Raw genomic sequence first — 21,599 nt, 5'->3', positions numbered from 1 at the left:
ATGTGCGGGATCGTCGGCTACATCGGATACCGTCAGGCAGCTCCGGTCTGCACGAGCGGTCTTCTTAGTCTGGAATACCGGGGCTATGACTCATTTGGCATTGCAACGCTTTCTCCCGCGCTGTCACTCTGCAAACATCTCGGCAAGATCTCAGACGCCAAAACATCTGCGAACCATCTGGAAGGCCAGATCGGGATAGGACATACCCGCTGGGCAACCCACGGGGTTCCAAGCGAGATAAACGCCCACCCGCATGTCGATAGGAACAAAAAGATCGCCGTGGTCCATAACGGGATCATTGAAAACTATGCGGAGCTGAAACGCGGACTGGAAGAACGCGGTGTCGTTTTTGCATCCCAGACCGACACCGAGGTCATTCCTCATCTGATCGCAGAAAAGTATACAGGAGACCTTTTAGCCGCAGTAACGGCTATCCTGCCAATCCTCAAGGGCTCCTATGCTCTTTTGATACTCGCCGAGGACAACGAGACGCTCGTTGCTGCCAGAAAAGGCAGCCCTCTTGTGCTCGGTCTTGGAGATAAGGAGTATATCCTTGGATCAGATGCGCTTCCTCTTCTGGAGTATACCAAAAAAGCAGTGTATTTCGAGGACGGGGATGCGGCAGTGATCAGAAAAGACGGATACGAAATCTATAATGCCGGCGCGCCCGTCTCACGTCCGGTAACGGAGCTTGAATGGAGTGCTGACGTCGCCAGAAAGGGAGGGTTTCAGCATTACATGCTCAAGGAGATCTTTGAACAGCCGGACGCTTTTGCAAACACCCTCTCGGTAGTAAAACGCTGCAATGAATTCATCGATCAGATCAGAAACGCACATTCCGTAACGGTCGTCGCCTGCGGGACGTCGGCAAATGCTTCCATGGTCTTTTCCTATCTGATGGAACGCGTATGTCATATCCCAACACGAGTGGTGCTCGGATCCGAGTTCAAGTACTTTCCAACTCCGGGAACTGATCTGGTGATTGGGGTTTCCCAGTCGGGAGAGACGGCAGATACGATAGCAGCGCTCAAACTTGCCAAAAATCTCGGCGCCCAGACGCTGGCAGTAACAAATGTTCTTGGAAGCTCCATAACACGCGTCGCCTCCTCGGTTCTTTATACCAGGGCAGGTCCTGAGATCAGTGTTGCCGCAACCAAATCCTTCATCTCCCAGGTCGCGGCATTTATGCAGATCACAAATCTCCTCTCCGATCACCAGATCGAATTTGAGCTTGCAGAGATCAGACGGTATCTTCCCGATGTCCTTAGCCTGGATCTCTCAAAAGCGGTCGAACTATGTACGGCGGCGGACACGCTGCTGTATATCGGGAGAGGTATGTTTTATCCGGTTGCAATGGAAGGGGCGCTCAAGATGAAAGAGATCTCCTACATCCATGCGGAAGGATATGCTGCGGGAGAGCTGAAACACGGGCCGTTTGCACTGCTCTCTCCGGAAACACCGGTCATCGGGATGTGTTTTCCGGATGCCGTGTATCCGGTGATGATGTCGAATTTAAAAGAGATCAAGGCACGCAGCGCCCCCCTCATCGCTCTTGGAAGAAAAGATGATAAAGATCTTGACGAGGTGGCCGATGTCTGTATCTCTCTTCCTGCAGTTTCAGAGTACGGGGCAGTCGTTTTATCGTCGGTGATCCTGCAGCAGCTCGCATATCACACGGCAGTAGCTCTTGGAAGAGATGTCGATATGCCGAGGAATCTGGCAAAAAGCGTGACGGTCGAGTGAGTCTACTCGCCCACTTTTTTTGAGGTGCTTTTCCAGAGGACGGCGTCTTTGCGCCGTGAATACAGACCGGCGAGCAGATAGAACTGGTTTGTGATAAAGGAAGTGACCAGATTTCCCGGCCTGACTGCGCTCAGCAGAAGGAAAAAAAGAGCAAGCAGGAGAAAGATGAGCGGCGCGCTGAGGATCAGGCCGAAAGAAAAGATCACGCCGCCGATCAGCAGCATTGTCGGCGTTATCACATACATCCAGAACCGAAGCGGATAAAATATCCTGCAGAAGGGACGGTCGATCTTCATCAGATCGCGGTTGGCAAGCGTCGTCTGGATGAGCCCTTTAGCCCGCCGTACTTTTTGGGTGTACTGTTTTTTGAGATCTTCCGGTAATTCTTCGTAGATGGCAGCCCTTGTTTCATAAAAAGTCCGATATCCTTTTCGTATAGCTTCATAGGCGAGATTCGCATCATCTGCACCGCTCGTTTCATTGACTCCGCCGACGATGCTTTTTCTCAAAATAAGCAGACAGCCGTTGAATGCCGGCGTGGCATCATGCGCAGATTCCCATTCCGCCATCCGGCCGAAGTATGACCGGTAGGTTTTTTCCATAGAGGTGATCCGGTCCGCGCCGGGATTTGGCTGCAGATCACCGGTCCCTGCCGCGCAGTTTTCGTCGGCCAGGATCCTTTGAACGAGATACTCCACACTTCTTTCATCCCATACCAGATCCGCATCCGTTGCGACGACCAGTTCGTTTGAGGTAAGACCGATACCGGTATTGAGAGAGGTATTTTTCCCTGATCTCTGCTTATTCACATGTATCTTCCAGGAAAAGTCAACATTCTCCAGTTCACTTCGTGCGACCTCTTCGGTTTTATCATCCGAACAGTCGATAACTAAAACTACCTCTGTCAGTTCATCCGGATACGTGCTGGAAGAGATGCTTTGTATCTTGCGTGCGATGGTCAGCTCTTCATTGTAGGCGCAGATAACAATGGAGACTGGAGGCAGCGTGTCTGGTGATGTCAGCTCCAGTTCTGCGGGTTTTTTTCCGAATGTCACGCCAAGCAGATATATGATATAGGGGATGACAGCAAGAAGGATGAGACCTGCGCCGACCGGAAGAGAATACAGATACATTATCAATAATTCATTGCACTGGATTCCTACTTAGAGATATTCCAGATTTTAGTGTTAACTTTCCAATTATTTTATCATACAAAAAACCCAGATAATACATATCTAATATCCAACCCGTGATAGACTATGGATCTGAAGAGTTTTTGGAACGATGCACGATATCGTTATGGAATAATCGGGATATCCGTCCTGCTATGCACACTGATCGCATTCCTGATACGGATGATCCCGATGGCCGGACTTGCCGGTACCGGGGATATGACTGCCGGCCCTGATGCATGGTATAATCTCCGGCTGATCGAAGTGGCTCTTGCCAATACTTTTGGCTACATCTTCTTTGAACCGATGACTCTGTATCCTACTGGACAGGACATCGTCTGGGGGCCGCTCTTTACCTATATTGCCTCGTTCTTTGCAGTTATCGCCGGCGCAGCATCACGAACCGAGGTGATCACGGCTGTTTCCTGGGCGCCTGCGATTCTTGGAACTCTGATGGTTCCGGTGATGTTCTTCCTTGGAAAAAAGCTTGGTGACTGGAAAACAGGAATCATCTCGGCGCTTTTCATTGCAGTGATCGGCGGCCAGTACCTCTCCCGCTCATTATACGGACATCTGGATCACCATATCGCAGAAACCTTCTTCTCCTGTCTGTTCTGTCTCTGCTACGTGCTCGCTCTGTATGCCCTGAGTGATAAAAAAATCGATTTGAACGATCGTTTGACATGGAAACTGCCGCTGATATATGGCGGTGTCTGCGGTATCGCCTACTTCCTCGGGCTTCTGACCATGACAACCATGGTCGTTTTCGGACTGTTCGTATCGGTATTTACTCTGATCCAGTTTGTAGTCAATCAGTATTCCGGCAAACCGAGCGAGTATCTTCTCGGCCTGAACGTGATCACGTTCATGATTGCCGCGCTTGGACTGCTGCTCTACGGAATACGCGATCTCAGTTTCGGGTTTGTCAACTACTCACTGGGTCTGTTCCTTGTCCATCTTTTCATCGTTTTCGGCACGATCATACTATATCTTATCTCGCGCACCATAACAAAACTTGAAAAACCCTGGTATTATTATCTGCTCACGCTCGCTCTTCTTCTGGCTGCAGGTTCCCTGCTTCTGGCAGTTGTGCTGCCGGATCTTTTCAGTTCGCTTATGGGAAATCTTGCAGGTTTCTTTACTAACAATGCCACGGCCGCGACCGTCCAGGAGATGTCATCATGGTCCTTTGCCAGTGCCGTTTCCGCATACAACTGGGGGATTCTTCTTGCCGCGGGAGGATTTGTCTGCCTCCTCTGGAATATCTGGAAACGTCAGACGCCTGCAGCTCTCTTTGTTCTCATCTGGTCACTGTTCATGTTCTTTGCGACCTGCGCTCACGTTCGCTGGGAGTATTACTTTGCTGCAAATGTCGCGTTACTCGCAGCCATATTTGTAGGATGGGCGATCAGTTTTGCAGAAAAGGATCTGGCGCTGCTTCTTGGAAAACGCACCGGGACCAAAAACCCTGCTGAAGTTTCTGACAAAAAGCAGACCGAAAAAACCAAATCCAAAAATAAAACACAGCCTCCGTCGGAAAAACCTGATCCGATCAAACTGGCTGTTTGCATAATCGTCCTGATCATAGCAGGAGTATTTGCAGGTTCGTCGTCGGTCTATGCAGTTGAATTAAGTTCCGCATCTGCCTACGGAGGGACATCAGAGGACTGGATCGGTGCATGCGAATGGCTTGCCGAAAATACGCCGGAGACCGGTGTGGATTATCTCACGATCTATGACGGATCATCATTTACCTATCCGTCAGAGTCGTATGGTGTTCTCTCCTGGTGGGACTACGGTCATTATATCACAACGATAGGCAAGCGGATCCCGAACAGTAATCCGTTCCAGGCAGGAGTCGTCGGCGAATACGGCGTTGCCGCTGTCTTGACCAGCACGAATGAATCGGCGATAGCAGAAAAACTGGACTATCTCGGCACGAAATATGTGATGACCGACTACCTGATGGCAAACGGCATCTTCGGCGCAATGGCGATCTGGAATGATACCGTACTGCAAACCGCCCCTTACTACTACACCTTCCTGCAGAAGGGAACAGACGGCACCTACTCCTATGTTTCGGCAGGAACACCAGCGTTCTTCAACACACTGACGGTGCGGCTGCAGAACTTTGACGGTTCGATGACGAACTCTGGAAGTGTTTACGTCGTAATAACCGACTCATCAGCCGGTTACGGTGCGCCGGTAGTCGCCTCCACAAAAGCATACGCCGAGGCGGATGAAGCCTGGGCCGCGGCAGAGAACTACAATGCCAATGCGGCAGGCGGAAAACACGCATACGTTATTTCGGCTCCGACCGATCTTACCAACTATAATCTCCCGAGTGTTGACGTTCCCGCACTTCAGCACTTCCGTTTAGTGTATGAATCCCCGACGTATGTCGTCGGAGGCTACATCACAGGAGCGAACGAAGGAGGAACGGCCTATGTAAAGACATTCGAGTATGTTCCCGGAGCCGTGATCAAAGGAAACGGGATCATCGAAGTCGATGTTGTAACGAACAACGGCCGGACCTTCACCTACCGTCAGGAGAGCGTGAACGGCGAATTCATCGTCCCCTACGCGACATCAGGCAGCTCCTATGACGTTAAGACCACCGGACTGTACACCATAGTTGGAACCGGACAGACCTTCGCCGTCTCAGAAGACGCGGTGCAGAAAGGTCTGATCATCAACTAATTTTTTCCCACACTTTTATCATAGACCACTTTCCATACTAATCATAAGTATGTTCAAAGTTGGAGATACGGTGCGTTACGGACGGACCGGCACGGTTGGAAAAATCGTGACGTTCACTGAAGAACGGGGTGAGACATTTGCCGAACTTGACAGTACAGGCATGTACTACCGCATAGATCAGCTGACCGCGATCAAAGAAGAGAAAACACGTGTGGAAAAACCGCGCGACTTAACACGTGATTTCAAGGAAGAACAGGAAAAGATCCGGGAAATGCAGGAAAATGCCTGGAGAAATACCGATCAGAGCTGTGAAGGCGGGGGATAAACCCGGTATCACACACATATATCAGTCTTGAAGTCAACTATATAGGGTTAGAGGAGGTTTTGGTTTCTTTGCATGATCCTACAATACCAAACGTAAATATCGGCGTAGTTGGTCACGTTGACCATGGCAAGACTACATTGGTCAGCCAGCTTACCGGCTCGGGGACAGACCGTCACAGTGAAGAACTGAAGCGCGGTATCTCGATCCGGCTCGGGTACGCCGACGCAACGTTTTATAAATGTCCAAAATGCGGGGGTGCAGATCTCTGGACAAATACAGAGGTATGCCCCGCCTGCGGTGAAAAACTTGAAGCAGTCAGATCTGTTTCATTCGTAGATGCGCCTGGCCATGAAACACTCATGGCAACGATGCTTTCCGGCTCTGCCATCATGGACGGCGCGATGCTCGTTATCGCGGCAAACGAACCATGTCCGCAGCCGCAGACAAAAGAGCATCTGATGGCTCTGGAACTGACCGGCATCAAAAACATCGTTATAGTTCAGAATAAAATCGATGTTGTTCCCCAAAAGAAGGCGCTGGAAAACTATAAGCAGATCAAAGCGTTCATTAAAGGAACGGTCGCTGAAAATGCGCCTATCATTCCGGTGTCAGCGCAGAAGAGAATCAACTTCGGGATGCTCCTGGATGCTCTGAACACCACCATTCCTAATGTCGAGCGCGCTGCAGATGTTGCGCCGGTCATGCTGATCGCACGATCGTTCGATGTGAACCGCCCGGGAAGCTCGTGGCGTGACATCAAAGGCGGCGTCATCGGCGGATCACTGATCCGCGGCGAGTTCCACGAAGGAGATGAGATCGAGATCAGACCCGGCAGACAGTATATGTCTGAGAACAAAGCCAAATGGGAGCCGATCACGACCAAGATCACTTCGATGAACAAGGCATCCCACAAGGTCCAGACAGCAACCCCCGGCGGACTTGCGGCGATCGGAACAAAACTCGATCCGTCAATCACCAAAAGTGATACACTTGTCGGACAGGTCGCCGGTATCGCAGGATCTCTGCCGCCGGTCTGGGAAAAACTCAGATTCGATGTCACCCTTATGGAGAGGGTCGTCGGCTCATCAGCCGAACTGAACATCGATCCCCTTCGACTCAAAGAACCGCTGATGCTTTCTGTCGGGACCGCGGTCACTGTAGGAATCGTTCTTGCAGTAAAGAAGAATCAGGCTGAAGTTATGCTGAAGCGTCCGGTCTGCGCCGAAGTCGGTTCGAGGATCGCAATCAGCCGTCAGGTCGGAGGCAGATGGCGTTTGATCGGCATGGGTCTTCTGACCGAGTAACGGTCATCTTAGACACAAATGCGCTGATGATGCCTGCGCAGTTCAACGTTGACCTTTTCGAAGGTCTGCGTGAACTCCTGGGCGCCTATGACGCGCTCGTACCTGCCGAGGTGGTGTACGAACTGCGCGGTCTTTCGACGGGAAGGGGAAAGGATGCGGCAGCTGCGCGGTTCGGTTTGACCGTCGCGGGCCGCTGCACGACTCTTTCAGAACAGCCGGAAGATATCTCTGTAGATGACAAAGTCATACGTTGTGCAGAGATGTTTAATGGTATAGTAGTTACCAATGATAGAGAATTAAGAAACCGTCTGATACAACGCCGTATTCCCGTCGTTGTTCTCAGATCGCGCTGCAAACTAGAACTAATCGGAAAATAAGCACAACAGGCGAGGAGACAAAAATATGTATTATAAGCTGAAACTCAATGACAAAGTCAGAGTCCCCCCGGAACGCATGGGTGAAGATCTTAACTCCGTTATTCTTGACGTCCTGCAGGAACAGTTCGAAGGGAGTGTCGACAAAGAGATGGGTATTTTCATCGCGGTCACGGCTGTAAACCGTGTCGGGGACGGAGAAATCATTTACAGTGACGGCGGCGTCTATTATGATGTCGACTTTGAAGCTGTAGTGCTTCGCCTGTCCCTGCAGGAAATCATCGAAGGCGTCGTCGTCGAGACGACAAGCTTTGGAGCCTTCGTTTCCCTCGGCCCGATCGACGCCATGCTCCACATGAGCCAGATCTCCGACGAATACATCGATTATGATGAGAAAAACTCACGCCTTGTCTGCAAAGACAGCGGCAGAACGATCGGCGTAGGAGATACGCTCCGTGCGCGTGTCGTCGCTCTTTCATTAAACGAACGTGACCCCCGCGAATCGAAGATCGGTCTGACGATGCGTCAGCCGGGACTTGGAACTCTTGCATGGATCGAAGAGGACATGCAGAAAGAAAAGGCAGAGAAGGAGACAAAGTAATGGCGGCAAAACGTTCAACACAGAAAAAAGTTCTTCAGGCCTGCCGAAACTGTCATAAAGTCCTTGAAGCAGATAAAACCGTCTGTCCGGAATGCCAGGGCAATGCCCTGACGCCCGAATGGTTCGGCTATCTGGTCATCATCGATTCGCGCCACTCTGATGTCGCTGAAAAGATGAACATCGAATATAACGGCAGATACGCACTCAAGGTACGATAAATGCTCACGCTCCCGCCAGAAAACCGGTGGCTCTTCAGAGAGCCGTTCGGTACTGTTTTTTCAGATTTTTCCATGGTCCTCCCCTACATAGAGGGAAAGATCTTCTGCACTGTCGGGGATGTGGTGACGCATAACGCATTGTCGGCAGGCCTCATCCCCTCGATCGGGGTCATAGACGGATTTACCAAACGTTCGCCGTATCTGCGGATGCCCGAGATCCGGGGTCATATCATGCACGTGACAAACCCTGCCGGGACGATCACCGATGAGCTGATCGCCGCGCTCCGGGTTGCAATGGACAAGATCCCCTGTGTTGTCATGGTGGACGGAGAAGAGGATCTCGCAGTTCTGCCGCTCACAGAAATCCTGCCGGACGGCGCGGTCATATTATACGGCCAGCCGGAAGAAGGGCTCGTTGTCTGCGAAGTGAACAAGCAGCTGCGTGCCAATGCAAAAAAACTTCTGACCTATTTTGTCAGTCTGTGACGCCAGTATTAAATATACTGCATTCCAATAATTGTGGGATATCGATGGAGATCAAGATTACCTCTAATACCAGGAACGAGCTTTTAAGCCGTAACGAACTTGCATTCACCGCAAGTTATGATGGTGCTACCCCGGCACGCTCAGACATCGGTGCAAAGATCGCAGCGATGCAGAATACCCCGGTCGAAAACCTGATCCTTTCCCCGCTGAAAGGACGCTTTGGAACAAAAGCAGTTACCGGCGTTGCCCGTATCTACGACACCCCGGAAGCGCTCAAAGCAACTGAACGCGAATTTCTGATCGCACGCGGACAGGCCAAGGCAGAAAAGGAGGAGTAAACATGGCAGCGAAGAAGGTAGTAAAAGCAACCCCGAAACGCAGCGAACTCTACACCGTTGATGCTAATGGAAAAGCAACCACTTCCCGCCGGGCATGCCCGCGCTGCGGAGCCGGTGTCTTCATGGGCGAACACAAAGACCGGTTTGCCTGCGGAAAGTGCGGATACACCGAGTTTAAGCAATAAAATACGTTATCTATGCCCGAAAAAAGGGTCATCGGCATTGAAGGGACAGCATGGAACTTCAGTGCCGCTGTTTTTGCAGACGATTTAGTCTGTCTTCATTCCGCACCGTACGTCCCGCCATCCGGCGGCATTCATCCGCGCGAAGCTGCCCAGCATCACGCCTCGGTCGCATCCGATGTCATCCGCAAAGCCTTAAATGAGGCGGGAGGCAGAATCGACGCCGTGGCATTTTCCATTGGTCCAGGTCTTGGCCCGTCACTTCGGATCGCAGCCACCGCGGCCCGTACCCTTTCACTCAAGCTTGGCGTGCCGCTGATCGGTGTCAATCACTGTGTGGCCCATGTCGAGATCGGCAGATGGTACACGAAGTTTGCCGATCCGATCGTGCTCTACGCATCCGGCGCAAACACGCAGGTGCTTGGATTTCTGAACGGCAAATACCGGATCTTCGGCGAGACGCTGGACATCGGACTCGGCAACGCGCTCGACAAATTCGCGCGGAGTCACGACCTCCCGCATCCGGGCGGCCCCATCATCGAAGATCTGGCAAAAACCGGATCGTACATCCCCCTCCCCTACACGGTGAAAGGGATGGATCTTGCATTCTCCGGTCTGATGAGCGCCGCAAAGGAAGCCACCATGCGCGGAGCATCCATGGAGGATGTCTGCTTCAGTTTTCAGGAAACGGCATTTGCCATGTGTGTGGAAGTGACCGAACGCGCCCTTGCCCATACCGGAAAGGATGAGGTAATATTGGTCGGCGGTGTCGGAGCAAATGCGCGTCTGCAGGAGATGCTTGGCATCATGTGTGCCGAACGCGGCGCGAAGTTCATGGCCCCCCCGCGAACCTATATGGGAGACAACGGAGCAATGATCGCCTACACCGGAAAGATCATGCTCGAAGCAGGCTCCACGATCCCGGTCTCCGATTCAGTTGTAGATCCCGGATTCAGGTCCGATCAGGTCGATGTGACCTGGAGACAGGATGCCGGCAGCATCTTTGCCCCGGGTCAGTCGGAAACAGCCGAGCGCGGCGCCGAGGCGGCCGCAGATCTCACCGGAACCGACGTGATAAAAACACGCATGACCAAAGGCTACCGGGTCCCTCAGCTTGACAGGCACCTCATCACCGAACGCACGCGTGCCGAGGCGCGTTCCATCGCCGCGGCAAGACGCGCCGGAGTCCCCGTCCCCGTGATCCGCGATGTTACCGACCGCGAGATCGTGATGGAAAAGCTCGACGGTGACGTGCTCAAATACGTCATCAATCCGACGTATGCAGAAGGCGCGGGGATCACTGTCGGAAAACTGCATAAAGCAGGGATCGCCCACGGTGATCTGACAACATCCAACATGATCTGGCACAACGGCCGCGTGTATCTGATCGACTTTGGTCTTGCGCAGATAACCGGCGAGATCGAACAGCGCGGCGTGGATCTCCATGTGCTCTTCCAGACCCTGGAAAGCACGACCGAGGACCCGGAGACGCTGAAAAACGCGTTCATCGCCGGCTACTCATCAGTGTTTTCCCAAGCCTGCGAGGTCATCCGGCGCGAGCATGAGATCGAACTGCGCGGGAGATACTTATGATAACCGTCGTTACCGGAAACAAAAACAAAGCTGCCGAGGTCGCCGCATTCTTCAGCGGGATCACGGAAGTATCCCACATCGCCTTTGACTGCATCGAACCGCAGGCGGAAGACATTGCCGAAATCGCCCGGGCCAAAGCAGAACAGGCGTATGCTGCGCTGAATATCCCGCTCATCGTTGACGACACCGGACTTTTCATCGAAGCTCTGTCCGGGTTTCCCGGCCCGTATGCGGCCTATGTGCAGGATACGCTTGGCAATGCAGGCATTCTGCGCCTGATGGAGGGCGCCTCCGGCCGCCGCGCATACTTCGCCACCTCGATCGCCTACATCGACGAACGCGGCATAGAAACATTCGAAGGACGTGTCGACGGCGAGATCACGGCCGCGCCCCGCGGGACAGAAGGATTCGGGTATGACCCGGTCTTTTCCATTTCCGGAAAGACGCTTGCCGAGATGGATATGCATGAAAAAAACACCGTTTCTCACCGCGCCCGTGCCCTTACTTCCTTTCGTGAGTGGTATATTTCAGCACGGTCTGAACGGAATCGTTAATATGAACGAGAGCATACATACTAGAACTCAATATACGGGGTTATTCATAGATGAGATTCCCAGAAGCAGAAGCCAGACTTCTTAATGTTAAAGTTTGCATGAAATGCAACGCACGTAACGCTGTTCGCGCAACGACCTGCCGCAAATGCGGCTCAACGTCCCTTCGCCCGAAGAATAAAGAACGCAAAGCATAATCTTTCTGATAGACACGGTGCGATATTTTTGCACCGCTCCTTTTTCGAAAGATCATGTTTGCACCTTAAAGAGACTCCGGCATGAAACATTCATTTTCTGATCTGACAATGTGGGTCGTCTCCATCTGCGTTTTTGCAGCTGTTTTTATCTGTATTATCTGCAATCTGGCAGTAACGAACACGATCGGCTGGCTGGTCTATCCTGTCTGTTCACTGTTATTCGGCTGGCTTGTACTTATGCCGGTCCTGTATTACAAAAAGCGCGGGCTCAAGGTCTCGCTTGGGATCATCACGGCACTCCTGCTGCCTTTTCTTTTGGTACTCGACCAGTTCAACGGCGCCGCCGAATGGTTCCTGCCAATCGGCGTCCCGATTGCGGCCACAGGCATCATATTCATGTGGGTCCTCTATGGTCTGCTGATGAGGCAGCGAAGCATCTGGCTCACGCTGCCGGCCGTTATTTTCCTCAGCGGCCTTCTATGCATCTGTATCGATCAGATCATCAAAAATGCTCTTGGCGAAGCAGGATTTCCCTGGGGATATCTGGTCGCCAGCATCACGAGCCTGATCGCGATCATCATCTCGGTCCTTGGGTTCGTGCTGAAAAAGAGAAGTGTTCAGACCGAGTAATACGCCACGCGTTTGCCTTTTTCCCGATACTCACCTGCGTAGGTGTCGAGATTTCTTTTATAGCCGATCCGATCGGCAAACCCGAGCTCTTTGAGCTCCGCACGAACCCGCATCACATCAGGTTCATCGGCCCAGTCGGGCGTGAAAACATAGATGACTTTGCGATCATCATGCGCATCTTCATTTTCTTTTGCGGTGCTGACCTTTGCGCCGATCCCAAGCCTGCCTTCGATGGTGGCATTGCGGATCTTCTGCCAGGCTGCGTCCACGTCATCCGGCTCAACGAAGATCAGCCATTTGCCCGCTTCTTCGGCTCCCGCGGCGCCGGGATCGACTCCGGGTCTGTCCTGCTGGATCCAGTAGGATCTTCTGGTCTTAGAGGGGACTATCCCTTCGCCGCTGCGGTACAAAGCCGCTATCTCCTGCGCGGTCCCGATGCGTTCCAGGGCAGGAGCGAGCGGGGCATACTCGGCGGAAAATGCCGTCAGAACTCTTGTGCAGAGTTCTTCAATATCGCCGCCGGACTCGACTTCACGGAAAAGAAACGATCCTTGTGATTCCTGATGTTTTTCGATGAAGATGGTGAACATCCCAAATGCCAGGTCGGCAAGTTCGTCAGCCGGGAACTCCTCTTCGATTACTTCGAAATCATCTGCAGTCATTATTCAATATTATGTCCTTCAGGTAGTTTATAGTTCGGATTGAATCTGCAGGGTCAGGAAAGCTATTATTCCGGGATTATCCATACTAAGTACAATGATTTGGAAACGTGACTGGGGGCTGGTCGGTCGTCAGGTTGTCGCCTGGATGATCATGCTCCTGCTGTATGTGGTCATACTGACAGTGATCATGGTGTTCCTGCAAGGGACAATGATGTACTTCTTAGTGGGACTGGTATTCGTGATGGCGTTTGTGCAGTACTTCTTTTCAGATAAGCTGGTGCAGAGAAGTATGCAGGTCATGCTGGTCGATGAGGATGAGGAGCCAAAGCTTTATGCGATGGTCCGGCGGCTGGCCGATGAGGCGGGTCTTCCTATGCCGAAAGTGGGGATCATTCAGCATAAGGCGATGGCAAATATCCCCAATGCCTTTGCGACCGGCAGAAGCCCGAGAAAGGCCGTGGTGGCCGTAACACCGAAGATCCGGTATCTGCTGACGGATGATGAACTGGAGGCGGTATTGGCCCATGAAATGGCCCATGTGAAGAATCGTGATATGCTCACGATGACGGTGGGAAGTTTTGCGGTGATGGTCGCTTCGATCATTTTGAACAATGCGTTTCTGATGGCGCTGTTCGGCGGGAACCGGGATAGTGAAAACGGCGGAGGGATCCTTATCTTTATCGCAGCGATGGCCCTGACATTTGTTGTGTACATGGTCGGAACGATCGTGACGATGGCGATCTCCCGATACCGGGAGTTCTCCGCAGACCGCGGAAGCGCCTACCTTACCCGCGATCCGGATGCGCTGATCCGCGCTCTGAAAAAGATCAGCAGCGGCGTGAATGCAGCGTCTCCTGATGCGAAGAGGGCGGTTTCCGGGACGAATTCGTTCTTTATCATTCCGGCGATCTCAGGGGAGTCCGTTATGGAGTTATTTTCCACGCACCCGTCGCTGGAGAAGAGGATCACCAATCTGGAAAAGGTCCGTGCCGAGATCAGAGGATACTGATCACCCAATATTTTTTCGACAGGTTTAATTAGGTCAAATAGAAACATAAGTGACGCAAAGATTGCACTGATGGTCTAGAGGTATGACTTTGGCCTTCCAAGCCAATAGCCCGGGTTCGATTCCCGGTCGGTGCATTTTTCATCCTTTTTGTATGGATTCGTGGTCTAGTGGTATGACGTCGCCTTCACACGGCGAAGGTCAGGAGTTCGAATCTCCTCGGATCCACTGTTTTCTTTTTTCCTTTGAATATCTCCCTCTTCTTTCACCCGAATAGACTCAGGTGACGGATGGTGATGGATCGGTGACGGATCTGGTGATGGGTTGAATCCCTCAAATTATCCTTGAAATTACAAACAAGGCATCTATTCACGTCAAAATGAGAATGGTGACGGGTGAGCGAAAATCCATCAGCTCCGGAACATAAATCTCTATAGTATCACCATAGTTTTACCTTTCCTATATCCCTGGACCAAAAACAACCGTCAACCCGTCACCACCATATAAATCGAGCGTAAAATCAAAAACAGAGCAATAATATGAGCCCGATTGGTGACGGATCATCCGTCACCATCCCGTCACCTCCGTCACCCTTACCCAAAACAGACCCGCTGACTCCCCCTCTTCCCCGCAAATATAAAAACACAGTATATCTATATGGCTGCAAAGCCCATAAATATCCAGATATCTCCATGGCAGAATACATAGACACCTACGAAAAGGTCATCGAACTCGCACGCAGAAGAGGATTTGTCTGGCCCTCCTCGGAAATATACGGCTCGGTCGCCGGCTTTATCGACTACGGACCCCTCGGCGCGATGCTCAAACGCCGGGTCGAATCCATCTGGCGCCGCTTCTACGTCGTACAGGAAGGATACTATGAAATAGAATGTCCTACCGTCGGTATCGAACCGATCTACGTTGCCTCCGGCCACGTAGGCGGATTCTCCGACAAAATGTTCCAGTGCCCGAACTGTCAGGAGTTCCTGCGTGCCGACCATGTCGCCGAAGCATTCGGCATCCCGCATGCAGGAACCATGTCCAAAGAGGAACTGCACAACGTCCTCGTCGACAAAGAATGCCCTGCCTGTAATAAAGTTCTCGGCGAAGTAGAGGTCTTTGACTTCAACCTCATGTTCACCACCTCGATAGGACCCGGCGGACAGAGAAAAGGCTACCTCCGCCCGGAAACTGCCCAGGGAATGTTCGTCGACTTCGCAAGACTTCTCAGATTCTATCGTGACCACCTGCCGTTCGGCGCTGTTCAGATCGGCAAATCCTACAGAAACGAGATCTCCCCCCGTCAGGGCATGATCCGTCTTCGGGAGTTCACCCAGGCCGAAGCCGAGATCTTTGTCCACCCGGAAGAAAAAGATCACCCGAACTTCACCAGATACGCAGACTATAAAATGCCGCTGTGGGGCATCGCCCAGCAGGAAACCGAAGCGCCGGCAGTAATCAAATCCATGCGGGAGGCAGTCGATGAAGGCATCATCGCCAACGAATACGTCGCCTACTACGTCGCCATGACCCACGACATTCTCTGCACGGTCGGATTCAACCCCGACAAGATCAGATTCCGCCAGCACATGCCCGACGAGCGCGCCCACTACGCCACGGACTGCTGGGACGCCGAGGCGCTTTCCGACCGGTTCGGCTGGGTCGAGATCGTCGGTATCGCCGACCGGACAGACTACGACCTCAAGGCCCACGCACGGGTCTCGGGTCAGAAAAACACCGTCTTCGTCCAGTACCCGGAGGCAAAAAAGGTCCACCACAAAGCCATCGTCCCGAACTTCGGCAAACTCGGACCCGCATTCAAAGGCAAGGCAAAGATCATCTCCGAACAGATGCTCACCGCGACTCCCGAAGCAGACGGGATCCGTCTGACGATCGAAGGCGAGGAGATCCTCATCACCCCTGACATGTACACCGTCAAAGACGAGATCGTCGATGTCTTCGGCGAAGAAGTCATGCCGCACGTCATCGAACCGTCCTACGGTATCGACCGGATGTGTTACATGGTCCTCGAACACGCCTACGCAGAAGACGTGGCCGACGGAGAAGCACGCACAGTCATGCGGTTCAAGAAAGGTGTTGCCCCGATCCAGGCCGCCGTCCTTCCGCTGATGGCACGCGACGGACTCGACGAGATCGCAAAACAGCTCGTCCTTGAACTGCAGAACGAAGGCATCCAGACCGAATACGACGACGCCGGCGCGATCGGACGCAGATACAGAAGACAGGACGAAATCGGAACGCCGTACTGTATCACGGTCGATTACGACACCAAAGAGGATACGACCGTCACGCTGAGGGATCGCGATACGATGCAGCAGATCAGAGGGCCGGCGGCATCCGTTCTCAAAGCACTCCCGGATCTCCTCAAAGGAAAACTTCCCTTCGATACATCCTCGTTATGAGTTATATCACCCGAAAAAACATCCCTGAAAACACGCTGGAAGAACGGGCATACCAGACGAATATTGCAAAACATGCCCTTTCGGGAAATACGCTCGTCGTTCTTCCGACCGGTATGGGAAAAACCGCAGTCGCTTTGCTTGTCGCGGCAGAGCGGATCCTGACCGGAAAAATTCTGATGCTTGCCCCGACCAAACCTCTGGTCGAGCAGCATCTCCGCTATTTTTCTAAAAATCTTCTAATCGACGCTGAAGAGATCATCATGTTCACCGGCACGACGCCGCCGGCGAAACGGGTCGATCTGTGGAAAAAAGCACGGTTCTGTATTTCAACGCCGGAGGTCATCAAAAACGATCTGATCGCCGAACGGTATGATCTCACCGACGTTTCGCTTCTGATCGTGGACGAATGCCACCGGACGGTCGGGAACTATGCCTATGTCTTCATCGCGGAACGCTACAATGCCGAGGCATCCGACCCGCTTCTTCTCGGCATGACGGCATCGCCGGGTTCGGACCCTGAACAGGTCGCGGAGATCTGTCAGCATCTTTCGATCTCGGTCGTGGAGAGCCGGGTCGAGTCAGACCCGGATGTCAGGCCGTATGTCCATGAACGCGAGATCGAGTACCGGACGGTCGACCTTCCCGAAGATCTCTGGCTTGCGGTCTCGGTTCTCAACTCGATGATCGATGACCGGCTGACGAGTCTTGCGGCCCTCAGCTACCGGGTGCCGAAACGTGAAGCCCTTTCCATGAAAGCGCTGAACGCTCTCATGGCCCAGATCCAGACCAGGATGCAGGCGCGGGATCCTTCGGCGTATTCGGCGGTCTCGATCCATGCCGAGCTGATGAAGCTCCGGCATGGGATCACGCTTGCCGAGTCTCAGGGGACGACCGCTTTCAAAGCCTATCTTCTCCGGCTGGAGGCGGAAGGAGCGGGAGGCGCCGGCAGCAAAGCGGCAAAACGGATCTATGAGGATGAACGGTTCCGGCGGCTGCTTGCTCTCTGCCAGAACTGGGACAAAGAGCTGCACCCCAAAGCCGCGGAAGTCGTCAGAGTGATCCGGGAACAGCTGATCACGGAACCGGAGTCCCGGATCATCGTTTTTGCGACCTACCGGGACGGGGTCTCGATGCTCGTCGATCATCTGGCGCAGGACGGGATACCGGCGATACGGTTCGTCGGGCAGGCTTCCCGCGATACGGAGAAGGGGCTTTCACAGAAGGAGCAGATCGAGGCGATCCGCCAGTTCCGCGAAGGCGAGTTTCCGGTCCTGGTCGCGACCTCGGTCGGTGAGGAGGGTCTCGACATCCCTTCGACGGATCTCGTGATCTTTTATGAGGCAGTCCCTTCAGAGATCCGCAGTATCCAGAGGAAGGGGCGGACCGGCAGAAATGCTACCGGAAAGATCATTGTGCTGGTCACCCGCGGAACAACGGACGAGACCTACCGCTGGGTGAGCAGCACCCGCGAAAAGCAGATGCAGAAAGGCGTAAAAGCGATGCGTTCCGGCGGCGTTCCCGTTTCTTCGGCGCCGAGGATCCCGCCCGCGGGAGAGCCGGCATATGCTCCGCCGGAGGGTCAGCTGACCCTCGCGGATGTAGTGATACGGGCGGTCTCGGAAGAGAATGACGACCGGCCGGCGGTTATGATCGACAACCGGGAGACCCATTCGCGTGTCGCCGAATACCTGAGCAATCTCGGCGTGAAGATCACGCTTGCGCAGATGCCGGTCGGCGATTACGCAATCGGAGACCGGATCCTGATCGAACGAAAAACCGTGCAGGATTTCGTGGATACGCTGGTTGACCGGGATCTGTTTGGTCAGATGCGGGATCTCGCCGATTCGTCGATCCGCCCGGTGCTGATCATAGAGGGAGGAAGCCTTGCGGATCTGTATGAACTGCGGAACCTTCACCCGAACGCGATTCGAAACACGCTCGCGTCGATTTCGGCGGACTTCGATGTCTCGATCCTGTTTACGAAGGATGCAAACGAGACGGCGGAGATGATCCATGCGTTTGCGAGGCGGGAAGCAGGATCGACCGGCTCGCCGCGGAGCCTCCATAAAGCTAAGACGGGGCGAACTGGCAAAGCCGCCGTCGAATACATCCTGACGGCATTTCCGGATGTGGGGCCGAAAGCGGCCCGCGATCTTCTGCGGGAGTTCGGGTCGCTTCGGGGAGTGATGAATGCTTCAAAGGAGCAGCTGATCGCGGTGAAGGGGATCGGAGAAAAAACCGCGGCCGGTATTTTGCAGACGCCGGATATTGAGTGGCGGGAGAAGTAAACCGGCCCGCGGGGCCGGTAGCTTCCTCCTGGTCCTCCTGTCCATGCAGAGGGGAGGAGATATTTTTCGATTTTTATCACGGCCAATAGATTAATTATAGTGAAATATTACATATTATCCTATTGCCTTATGGATAATCATGCATTGAGGGTTAAGATCCTGACATTTTATCTGGCAGATGCAAACAGCAGAGGGCATGCAAATTTCTGTCCGTGCGCACATCTTGCCGATAAACTGGGTGTTTCCGGGATCGATCTGGACAATGAGGTCGATTATCTGAAGAGGAAAGGGTATCTGAACGGGAGTCATGTGTACGGGATGAAACCTGCCGAGGGCGAGTACAGGATCACGGCACAGGGAAGAGATTTTCTTGCGAGAAAAGAAGGACCGAAGGATGAGACGACGGTCTTTAGAAGAATATTCTAATACGTATCCAAAAAAAATTATTCTCTGACGACACCGCGCAGGTAATGCCCTGCCGTGATGCCGCCGGACGCGATATCTTTTATCTGTTCTTTCAGCTCTTTTGGATCCCCGTCACCGGAAGCGACCGCAGAATAGATCGCGGTCATTCTCCGGATATACTCCGGGCTTCTCCCGCGGGCGTCGATCGAGATGACCGAGACACCGGCTGCCGCGAGTTTGCCGACATACTCGATCAGGCAGGTCTCGGAGGAGTTCAGGATATGGGTCCGGCACTGGGGATCGGTCCGGACGCGGAATATCCGGTTCGTTTTATCCTTCAGCGCCCAGGACTGACTGCAGCTCCTGCACCCTTGAGCAGTTGCCGGAATACAGTTCTCGGTGATCATCACCTCAAGACTGCCCTGAACGATCACCTCGGTCTTCGGCGGATGAGCATATGCGGAAAGCTGCTCCATCAGCGTTCTGATCTGTTTCCCGGAAAGTTCCGGCGAGAGGCAGACCTGACGGCAGCTTTTTCCGTAGGTCATGGCCGAGCGGGCATTCGTGATGTTCAGACCTGAGCCTCCGTATTTTGGAATGCCCTTGATCAGCTCGGCAGCACCGACACCGTCGACCATAACGCCGGCGGCACTTGCGGGGATCTTGGAAAATGTCTCGGGGACCTCGTGTTCCAAAACAATCCTCGGCAGCTTGTAGATGATCGGGAGATCATAGATCTCCTCGACGCCTTCATACACGACCTGACCTGCTCCGGCCGAGTGGGCGGCCTTTGCCCCGATGACCGAGTCTGTATAGACCTGGACGATCGGAACGATCCGCTCCGGGACCGCGGAGCCTTTCTCCTGATACGGACGGGTGGTCCGGGCAGGTTTTCCGGCCAGCGCCGCTTCATCCAAAAATCTCCGGCGAAGATCGGTGATGACGCTCATCGGGAGAAACATCGTTCCGTCATACTTCATCGAAAGGTTTCTGACGTAAAACGGCGTGCCGCCGGTCTTTCGCATCTGGGTCTCGACCGACTCTTTGGAGACGGGTTTGTTCAGCGCCTCAAGCATCGGCATCTCGGTTTTGACCTCGACCGAACCGGAGGAGACGGTGAGCCGTCCCGATTTGTCGACGGAGACGGTGATGTCGAGAGGGATTCTCCCGCTGGAAGGTTTTGCAAGGATCGCGGCTGCTTTCCGTTCGGTCTTCATCCGGCGGGTGATCCAGAGTTCGCTGCCGAGAACAACATCTGCCGGCGCCGGGATCTTGTAGGCGTCCCCTTCCGGAAAGATATAGGGTTCTTTATTCAGAGCAAAACCGCTTTCCCGGCCGGCGATCTTGAACACGAGCCCGTCGCCGGTATCAGGCACCGGACCTTCGATCTTGACGATCACTTTGCCGCGGGACTCATCGAGTCCGGAGACATATCCTGCAAAGACACCGCGGTTGTCCGGCTTTTTCGCATTGATGAAGGTCCCCCACTTGTCGCCGAAAAGATAGCCTTTCGTAAACCCGCGGTTGAACGCAAAGGCGAGGTCTTCCATCGTCTCGTTTTCCACAACGAACTCCTCTCCTGCTGCTATCGTATCAAGCGCCCGGCGGTAGGCATCGGTGACGATCCCCACATATTCGGGGGTCTTCATCCTGCCTTCTATCTTGACTGCCGCGACCCCGAGACTGCAGATCTCTTCGAGATAGGGATAGAGACAGAGATCCCGCGGCGAGAGAAGATAATCGCCCTGGGTCGGGACGGTTTCTCCGTCGGCAAGGAGGGTGTAGGGTTTTCTGCACGGCTGGGCGCATGCCCCCTGGTTGCCGCTCCTTCCGCCGATCACGGAAGAAAAGAGGCACTGTCCCGAGTATGCATAGCAGATCGCTCCGTGTACGAAGATCTCGAGCTCGACGCCGGCTTCGTTTGCCGCTTCGGCGATCTTTTTCACATCATCGAACGGAAGTTCGCGGGCGAGGACCACACGCGAGACCCCGTGTTCCGCGGCGAACCGGATACCGGCCGCGTTATGGATGGTCATCTGCGTGCTTGCATGGAGGGGGAGATCCGGCACGATCTCTCTCGCGAGAGAGAGGACGCCGACATCCTGCACGAGGATCGCGTCAACGCCGATATCGGAGAGGAACCGAAGATATTCGGCGATCGCCGGCATATCGTCATCGTATGCGAGCGTGTTGACGGTCACATAGACTTTGACGCCGTACTGATGGGCGAATATGACGGCATTTTTCAGTTCATCATTCGAAAAGTTCGCGGCGTACTGGCGTGCGCCGAAAAGTTTTCCGCCGAGATATACAGCATCAGAGCCGGCATAGACGGCAGCTTTCAAAGCATCGGGCGAACCCGCAGGAGATAAGAGTTCAGGAATAACCATGATAAAAAAAA

At 53.5% G+C, this 21,599-nt stretch carries 21 protein-coding genes and 2 tRNA genes; 20 read left to right on the top strand and 3 right to left on the bottom strand.

Annotated elements, in window-relative coordinates; translation table 11 throughout:
• Positions 1–1,743, top strand: coding sequence for a glutamine--fructose-6-phosphate transaminase (isomerizing) (gene glmS / locus EYA77_RS09040; protein WP_042700285.1), 1,743 nt, complete (start codon positions 1–3; stop codon positions 1,741–1,743).
• A 2-nt stretch (positions 1,744–1,745) separates the two neighbouring features.
• On the opposite strand, the gene EYA77_RS09035 is transcribed toward glmS, so the two are convergent.
• Positions 1,746–2,876, bottom strand: coding sequence for a glycosyltransferase (locus EYA77_RS09035; protein ID WP_167816505.1), 1,131 nt, complete (start codon positions 2,874–2,876; stop codon positions 1,746–1,748).
• Between the two features lie 126 nt (positions 2,877–3,002).
• Between EYA77_RS09035 and EYA77_RS09030 the strand changes: the two genes are divergently transcribed.
• The 13 genes from EYA77_RS09030 to EYA77_RS08970 all read left to right on the top strand — a co-directional run bounded on the left by EYA77_RS09030 (position 3,003) and on the right by EYA77_RS08970 (position 12,414).
• Positions 3,003–5,615 (top strand): oligosaccharyl transferase, archaeosortase A system-associated, encoded by a 2,613-nt coding sequence (locus EYA77_RS09030; protein WP_167816504.1) that lies wholly within the window; start codon positions 3,003–3,005, stop codon positions 5,613–5,615.
• Positions 5,616–5,664: 49 nt separating this feature from the next.
• Positions 5,665–5,940, top strand: coding sequence for a DUF2098 domain-containing protein (locus EYA77_RS09025; protein WP_042700293.1), 276 nt, complete (start codon positions 5,665–5,667; stop codon positions 5,938–5,940).
• Between the two features lie 68 nt (positions 5,941–6,008).
• Positions 6,009–7,244, top strand: coding sequence for a translation initiation factor IF-2 subunit gamma (locus EYA77_RS09020; RefSeq protein ID WP_095642499.1), 1,236 nt, complete (start codon positions 6,009–6,011; stop codon positions 7,242–7,244).
• Positions 7,208–7,621, top strand: a complete 414-nt coding sequence (locus EYA77_RS09015) for a PIN domain-containing protein (protein WP_042700297.1) — start codon at positions 7,208–7,210, stop codon at positions 7,619–7,621. Before EYA77_RS09020 ends, EYA77_RS09015 begins: the two co-directional genes overlap by 37 nt.
• Before the next feature lie 25 nt (positions 7,622–7,646).
• The gene (locus tag EYA77_RS09010) at positions 7,647–8,219 is read left to right on the top strand and encodes a DNA-directed RNA polymerase (protein ID WP_042700300.1); all 573 of its coding nucleotides are present in this window, start codon (positions 7,647–7,649) and stop codon (positions 8,217–8,219) included.
• Positions 8,219–8,437, top strand: a complete 219-nt coding sequence (gene spt4 / locus EYA77_RS09005; RefSeq protein WP_042700304.1) for a transcription elongation factor subunit Spt4 — start codon at positions 8,219–8,221, stop codon at positions 8,435–8,437. The genes EYA77_RS09010 and spt4 overlap by 1 nt, the downstream gene beginning before the upstream one ends.
• Positions 8,438–8,923: a GTP-dependent dephospho-CoA kinase family protein gene (locus EYA77_RS09000; protein WP_042700306.1), complete on the top strand. Its 486-nt coding sequence runs from the start codon at positions 8,438–8,440 to the stop codon at positions 8,921–8,923.
• A gap of 44 nt (positions 8,924–8,967) precedes the next feature.
• The gene (locus tag EYA77_RS08995) at positions 8,968–9,261 is read left to right on the top strand and encodes a 30S ribosomal protein S24e (RefSeq protein WP_042700308.1); all 294 of its coding nucleotides are present in this window, start codon (positions 8,968–8,970) and stop codon (positions 9,259–9,261) included.
• Between the two features lie 2 nt (positions 9,262–9,263).
• Positions 9,264–9,446 carry a 30S ribosomal protein S27ae gene (locus EYA77_RS08990; RefSeq protein WP_042700311.1) on the top strand — a complete coding sequence of 61 codons (183 nt, stop codon included), beginning with the start codon at positions 9,264–9,266 and terminating at the stop codon, positions 9,444–9,446.
• Positions 9,447–9,458: 12 nt separating this feature from the next.
• The gene (locus EYA77_RS08985) at positions 9,459–11,036 is read left to right on the top strand and encodes a bifunctional N(6)-L-threonylcarbamoyladenine synthase/serine/threonine protein kinase (protein WP_042700314.1); all 1,578 of its coding nucleotides are present in this window, start codon (positions 9,459–9,461) and stop codon (positions 11,034–11,036) included.
• Positions 11,033–11,590: an RdgB/HAM1 family non-canonical purine NTP pyrophosphatase gene (gene rdgB, locus EYA77_RS08980; protein ID WP_042700317.1), complete on the top strand. Its 558-nt coding sequence runs from the start codon at positions 11,033–11,035 to the stop codon at positions 11,588–11,590. The genes EYA77_RS08985 and rdgB overlap by 4 nt, the downstream gene beginning before the upstream one ends.
• 50 nt (positions 11,591–11,640) lie before the next feature.
• On the top strand, positions 11,641–11,784 hold the full coding sequence (locus tag EYA77_RS08975) for a 50S ribosomal protein L40e (RefSeq protein WP_011833025.1): 144 nt from the start codon (positions 11,641–11,643) through the stop codon (positions 11,782–11,784).
• Positions 11,785–11,865: 81 nt separating this feature from the next.
• Positions 11,866–12,414, top strand: coding sequence for a DUF6320 domain-containing protein (locus EYA77_RS08970; protein WP_042700320.1), 549 nt, complete (start codon positions 11,866–11,868; stop codon positions 12,412–12,414).
• Here EYA77_RS08970 and EYA77_RS08965 read toward each other — a convergent pair.
• Positions 12,402–13,076 carry a putative phosphothreonine lyase domain-containg protein gene (locus tag EYA77_RS08965; protein ID WP_042700324.1) on the bottom strand — a complete coding sequence of 225 codons (675 nt, stop codon included), beginning with the start codon at positions 13,074–13,076 and terminating at the stop codon, positions 12,402–12,404. The genes EYA77_RS08970 and EYA77_RS08965 overlap by 13 nt on opposite strands.
• 94 nt (positions 13,077–13,170) lie before the next feature.
• Here EYA77_RS08965 and htpX point away from each other — a divergent pair, with 94 nt between their 5' ends.
• From htpX to EYA77_RS08935, 6 genes are all read left to right on the top strand, one after another.
• Positions 13,171–14,085: a zinc metalloprotease HtpX gene (gene htpX / locus EYA77_RS08960; protein ID WP_095642494.1), complete on the top strand. Its 915-nt coding sequence runs from the start codon at positions 13,171–13,173 to the stop codon at positions 14,083–14,085.
• Positions 14,086–14,148: 63 nt separating this feature from the next.
• Positions 14,149–14,219: transfer RNA gene (locus tag EYA77_RS08955), tRNA-Gly, on the top strand.
• A gap of 19 nt (positions 14,220–14,238) precedes the next feature.
• Positions 14,239–14,310, top strand: a tRNA-Val gene (locus EYA77_RS08950).
• Positions 14,311–14,774: 464 nt separating this feature from the next.
• On the top strand, positions 14,775–16,505 hold the full coding sequence (gene glyS / locus EYA77_RS08945) for a glycine--tRNA ligase (RefSeq protein ID WP_167816503.1): 1,731 nt from the start codon (positions 14,775–14,777) through the stop codon (positions 16,503–16,505).
• Positions 16,502–18,793, top strand: a complete 2,292-nt coding sequence (locus EYA77_RS08940) for a DEAD/DEAH box helicase (protein WP_167816502.1) — start codon at positions 16,502–16,504, stop codon at positions 18,791–18,793. Before glyS ends, EYA77_RS08940 begins: the two co-directional genes overlap by 4 nt.
• Before the next feature lie 144 nt (positions 18,794–18,937).
• The gene (locus EYA77_RS08935; RefSeq protein ID WP_167816501.1) at positions 18,938–19,219 is read left to right on the top strand and encodes a hypothetical protein; all 282 of its coding nucleotides are present in this window, start codon (positions 18,938–18,940) and stop codon (positions 19,217–19,219) included.
• Positions 19,220–19,236: 17 nt separating this feature from the next.
• Here the strand turns inward: EYA77_RS08935 and EYA77_RS08930 are convergent, their stop codons facing one another.
• A complete protein-coding gene (locus tag EYA77_RS08930) occupies positions 19,237–21,588 on the bottom strand; it encodes a DUF3656 domain-containing protein (protein WP_167816500.1) in 2,352 nt (783 codons plus the stop codon).
• Positions 21,589–21,599 lie beyond the last annotated feature (11 nt).

Origin of the sequence: Methanocorpusculum sp. GPch4, from assembly GCF_012062385.1 — an archaeon.
Lineage (GTDB): Archaea > Halobacteriota > Methanomicrobia > Methanomicrobiales > Methanocorpusculaceae > Methanocorpusculum > Methanocorpusculum parvum.
The sequence above is the reverse complement of the archived record's forward strand: the minus strand, read 5'-3'. Positions and strand labels throughout refer to the sequence as shown.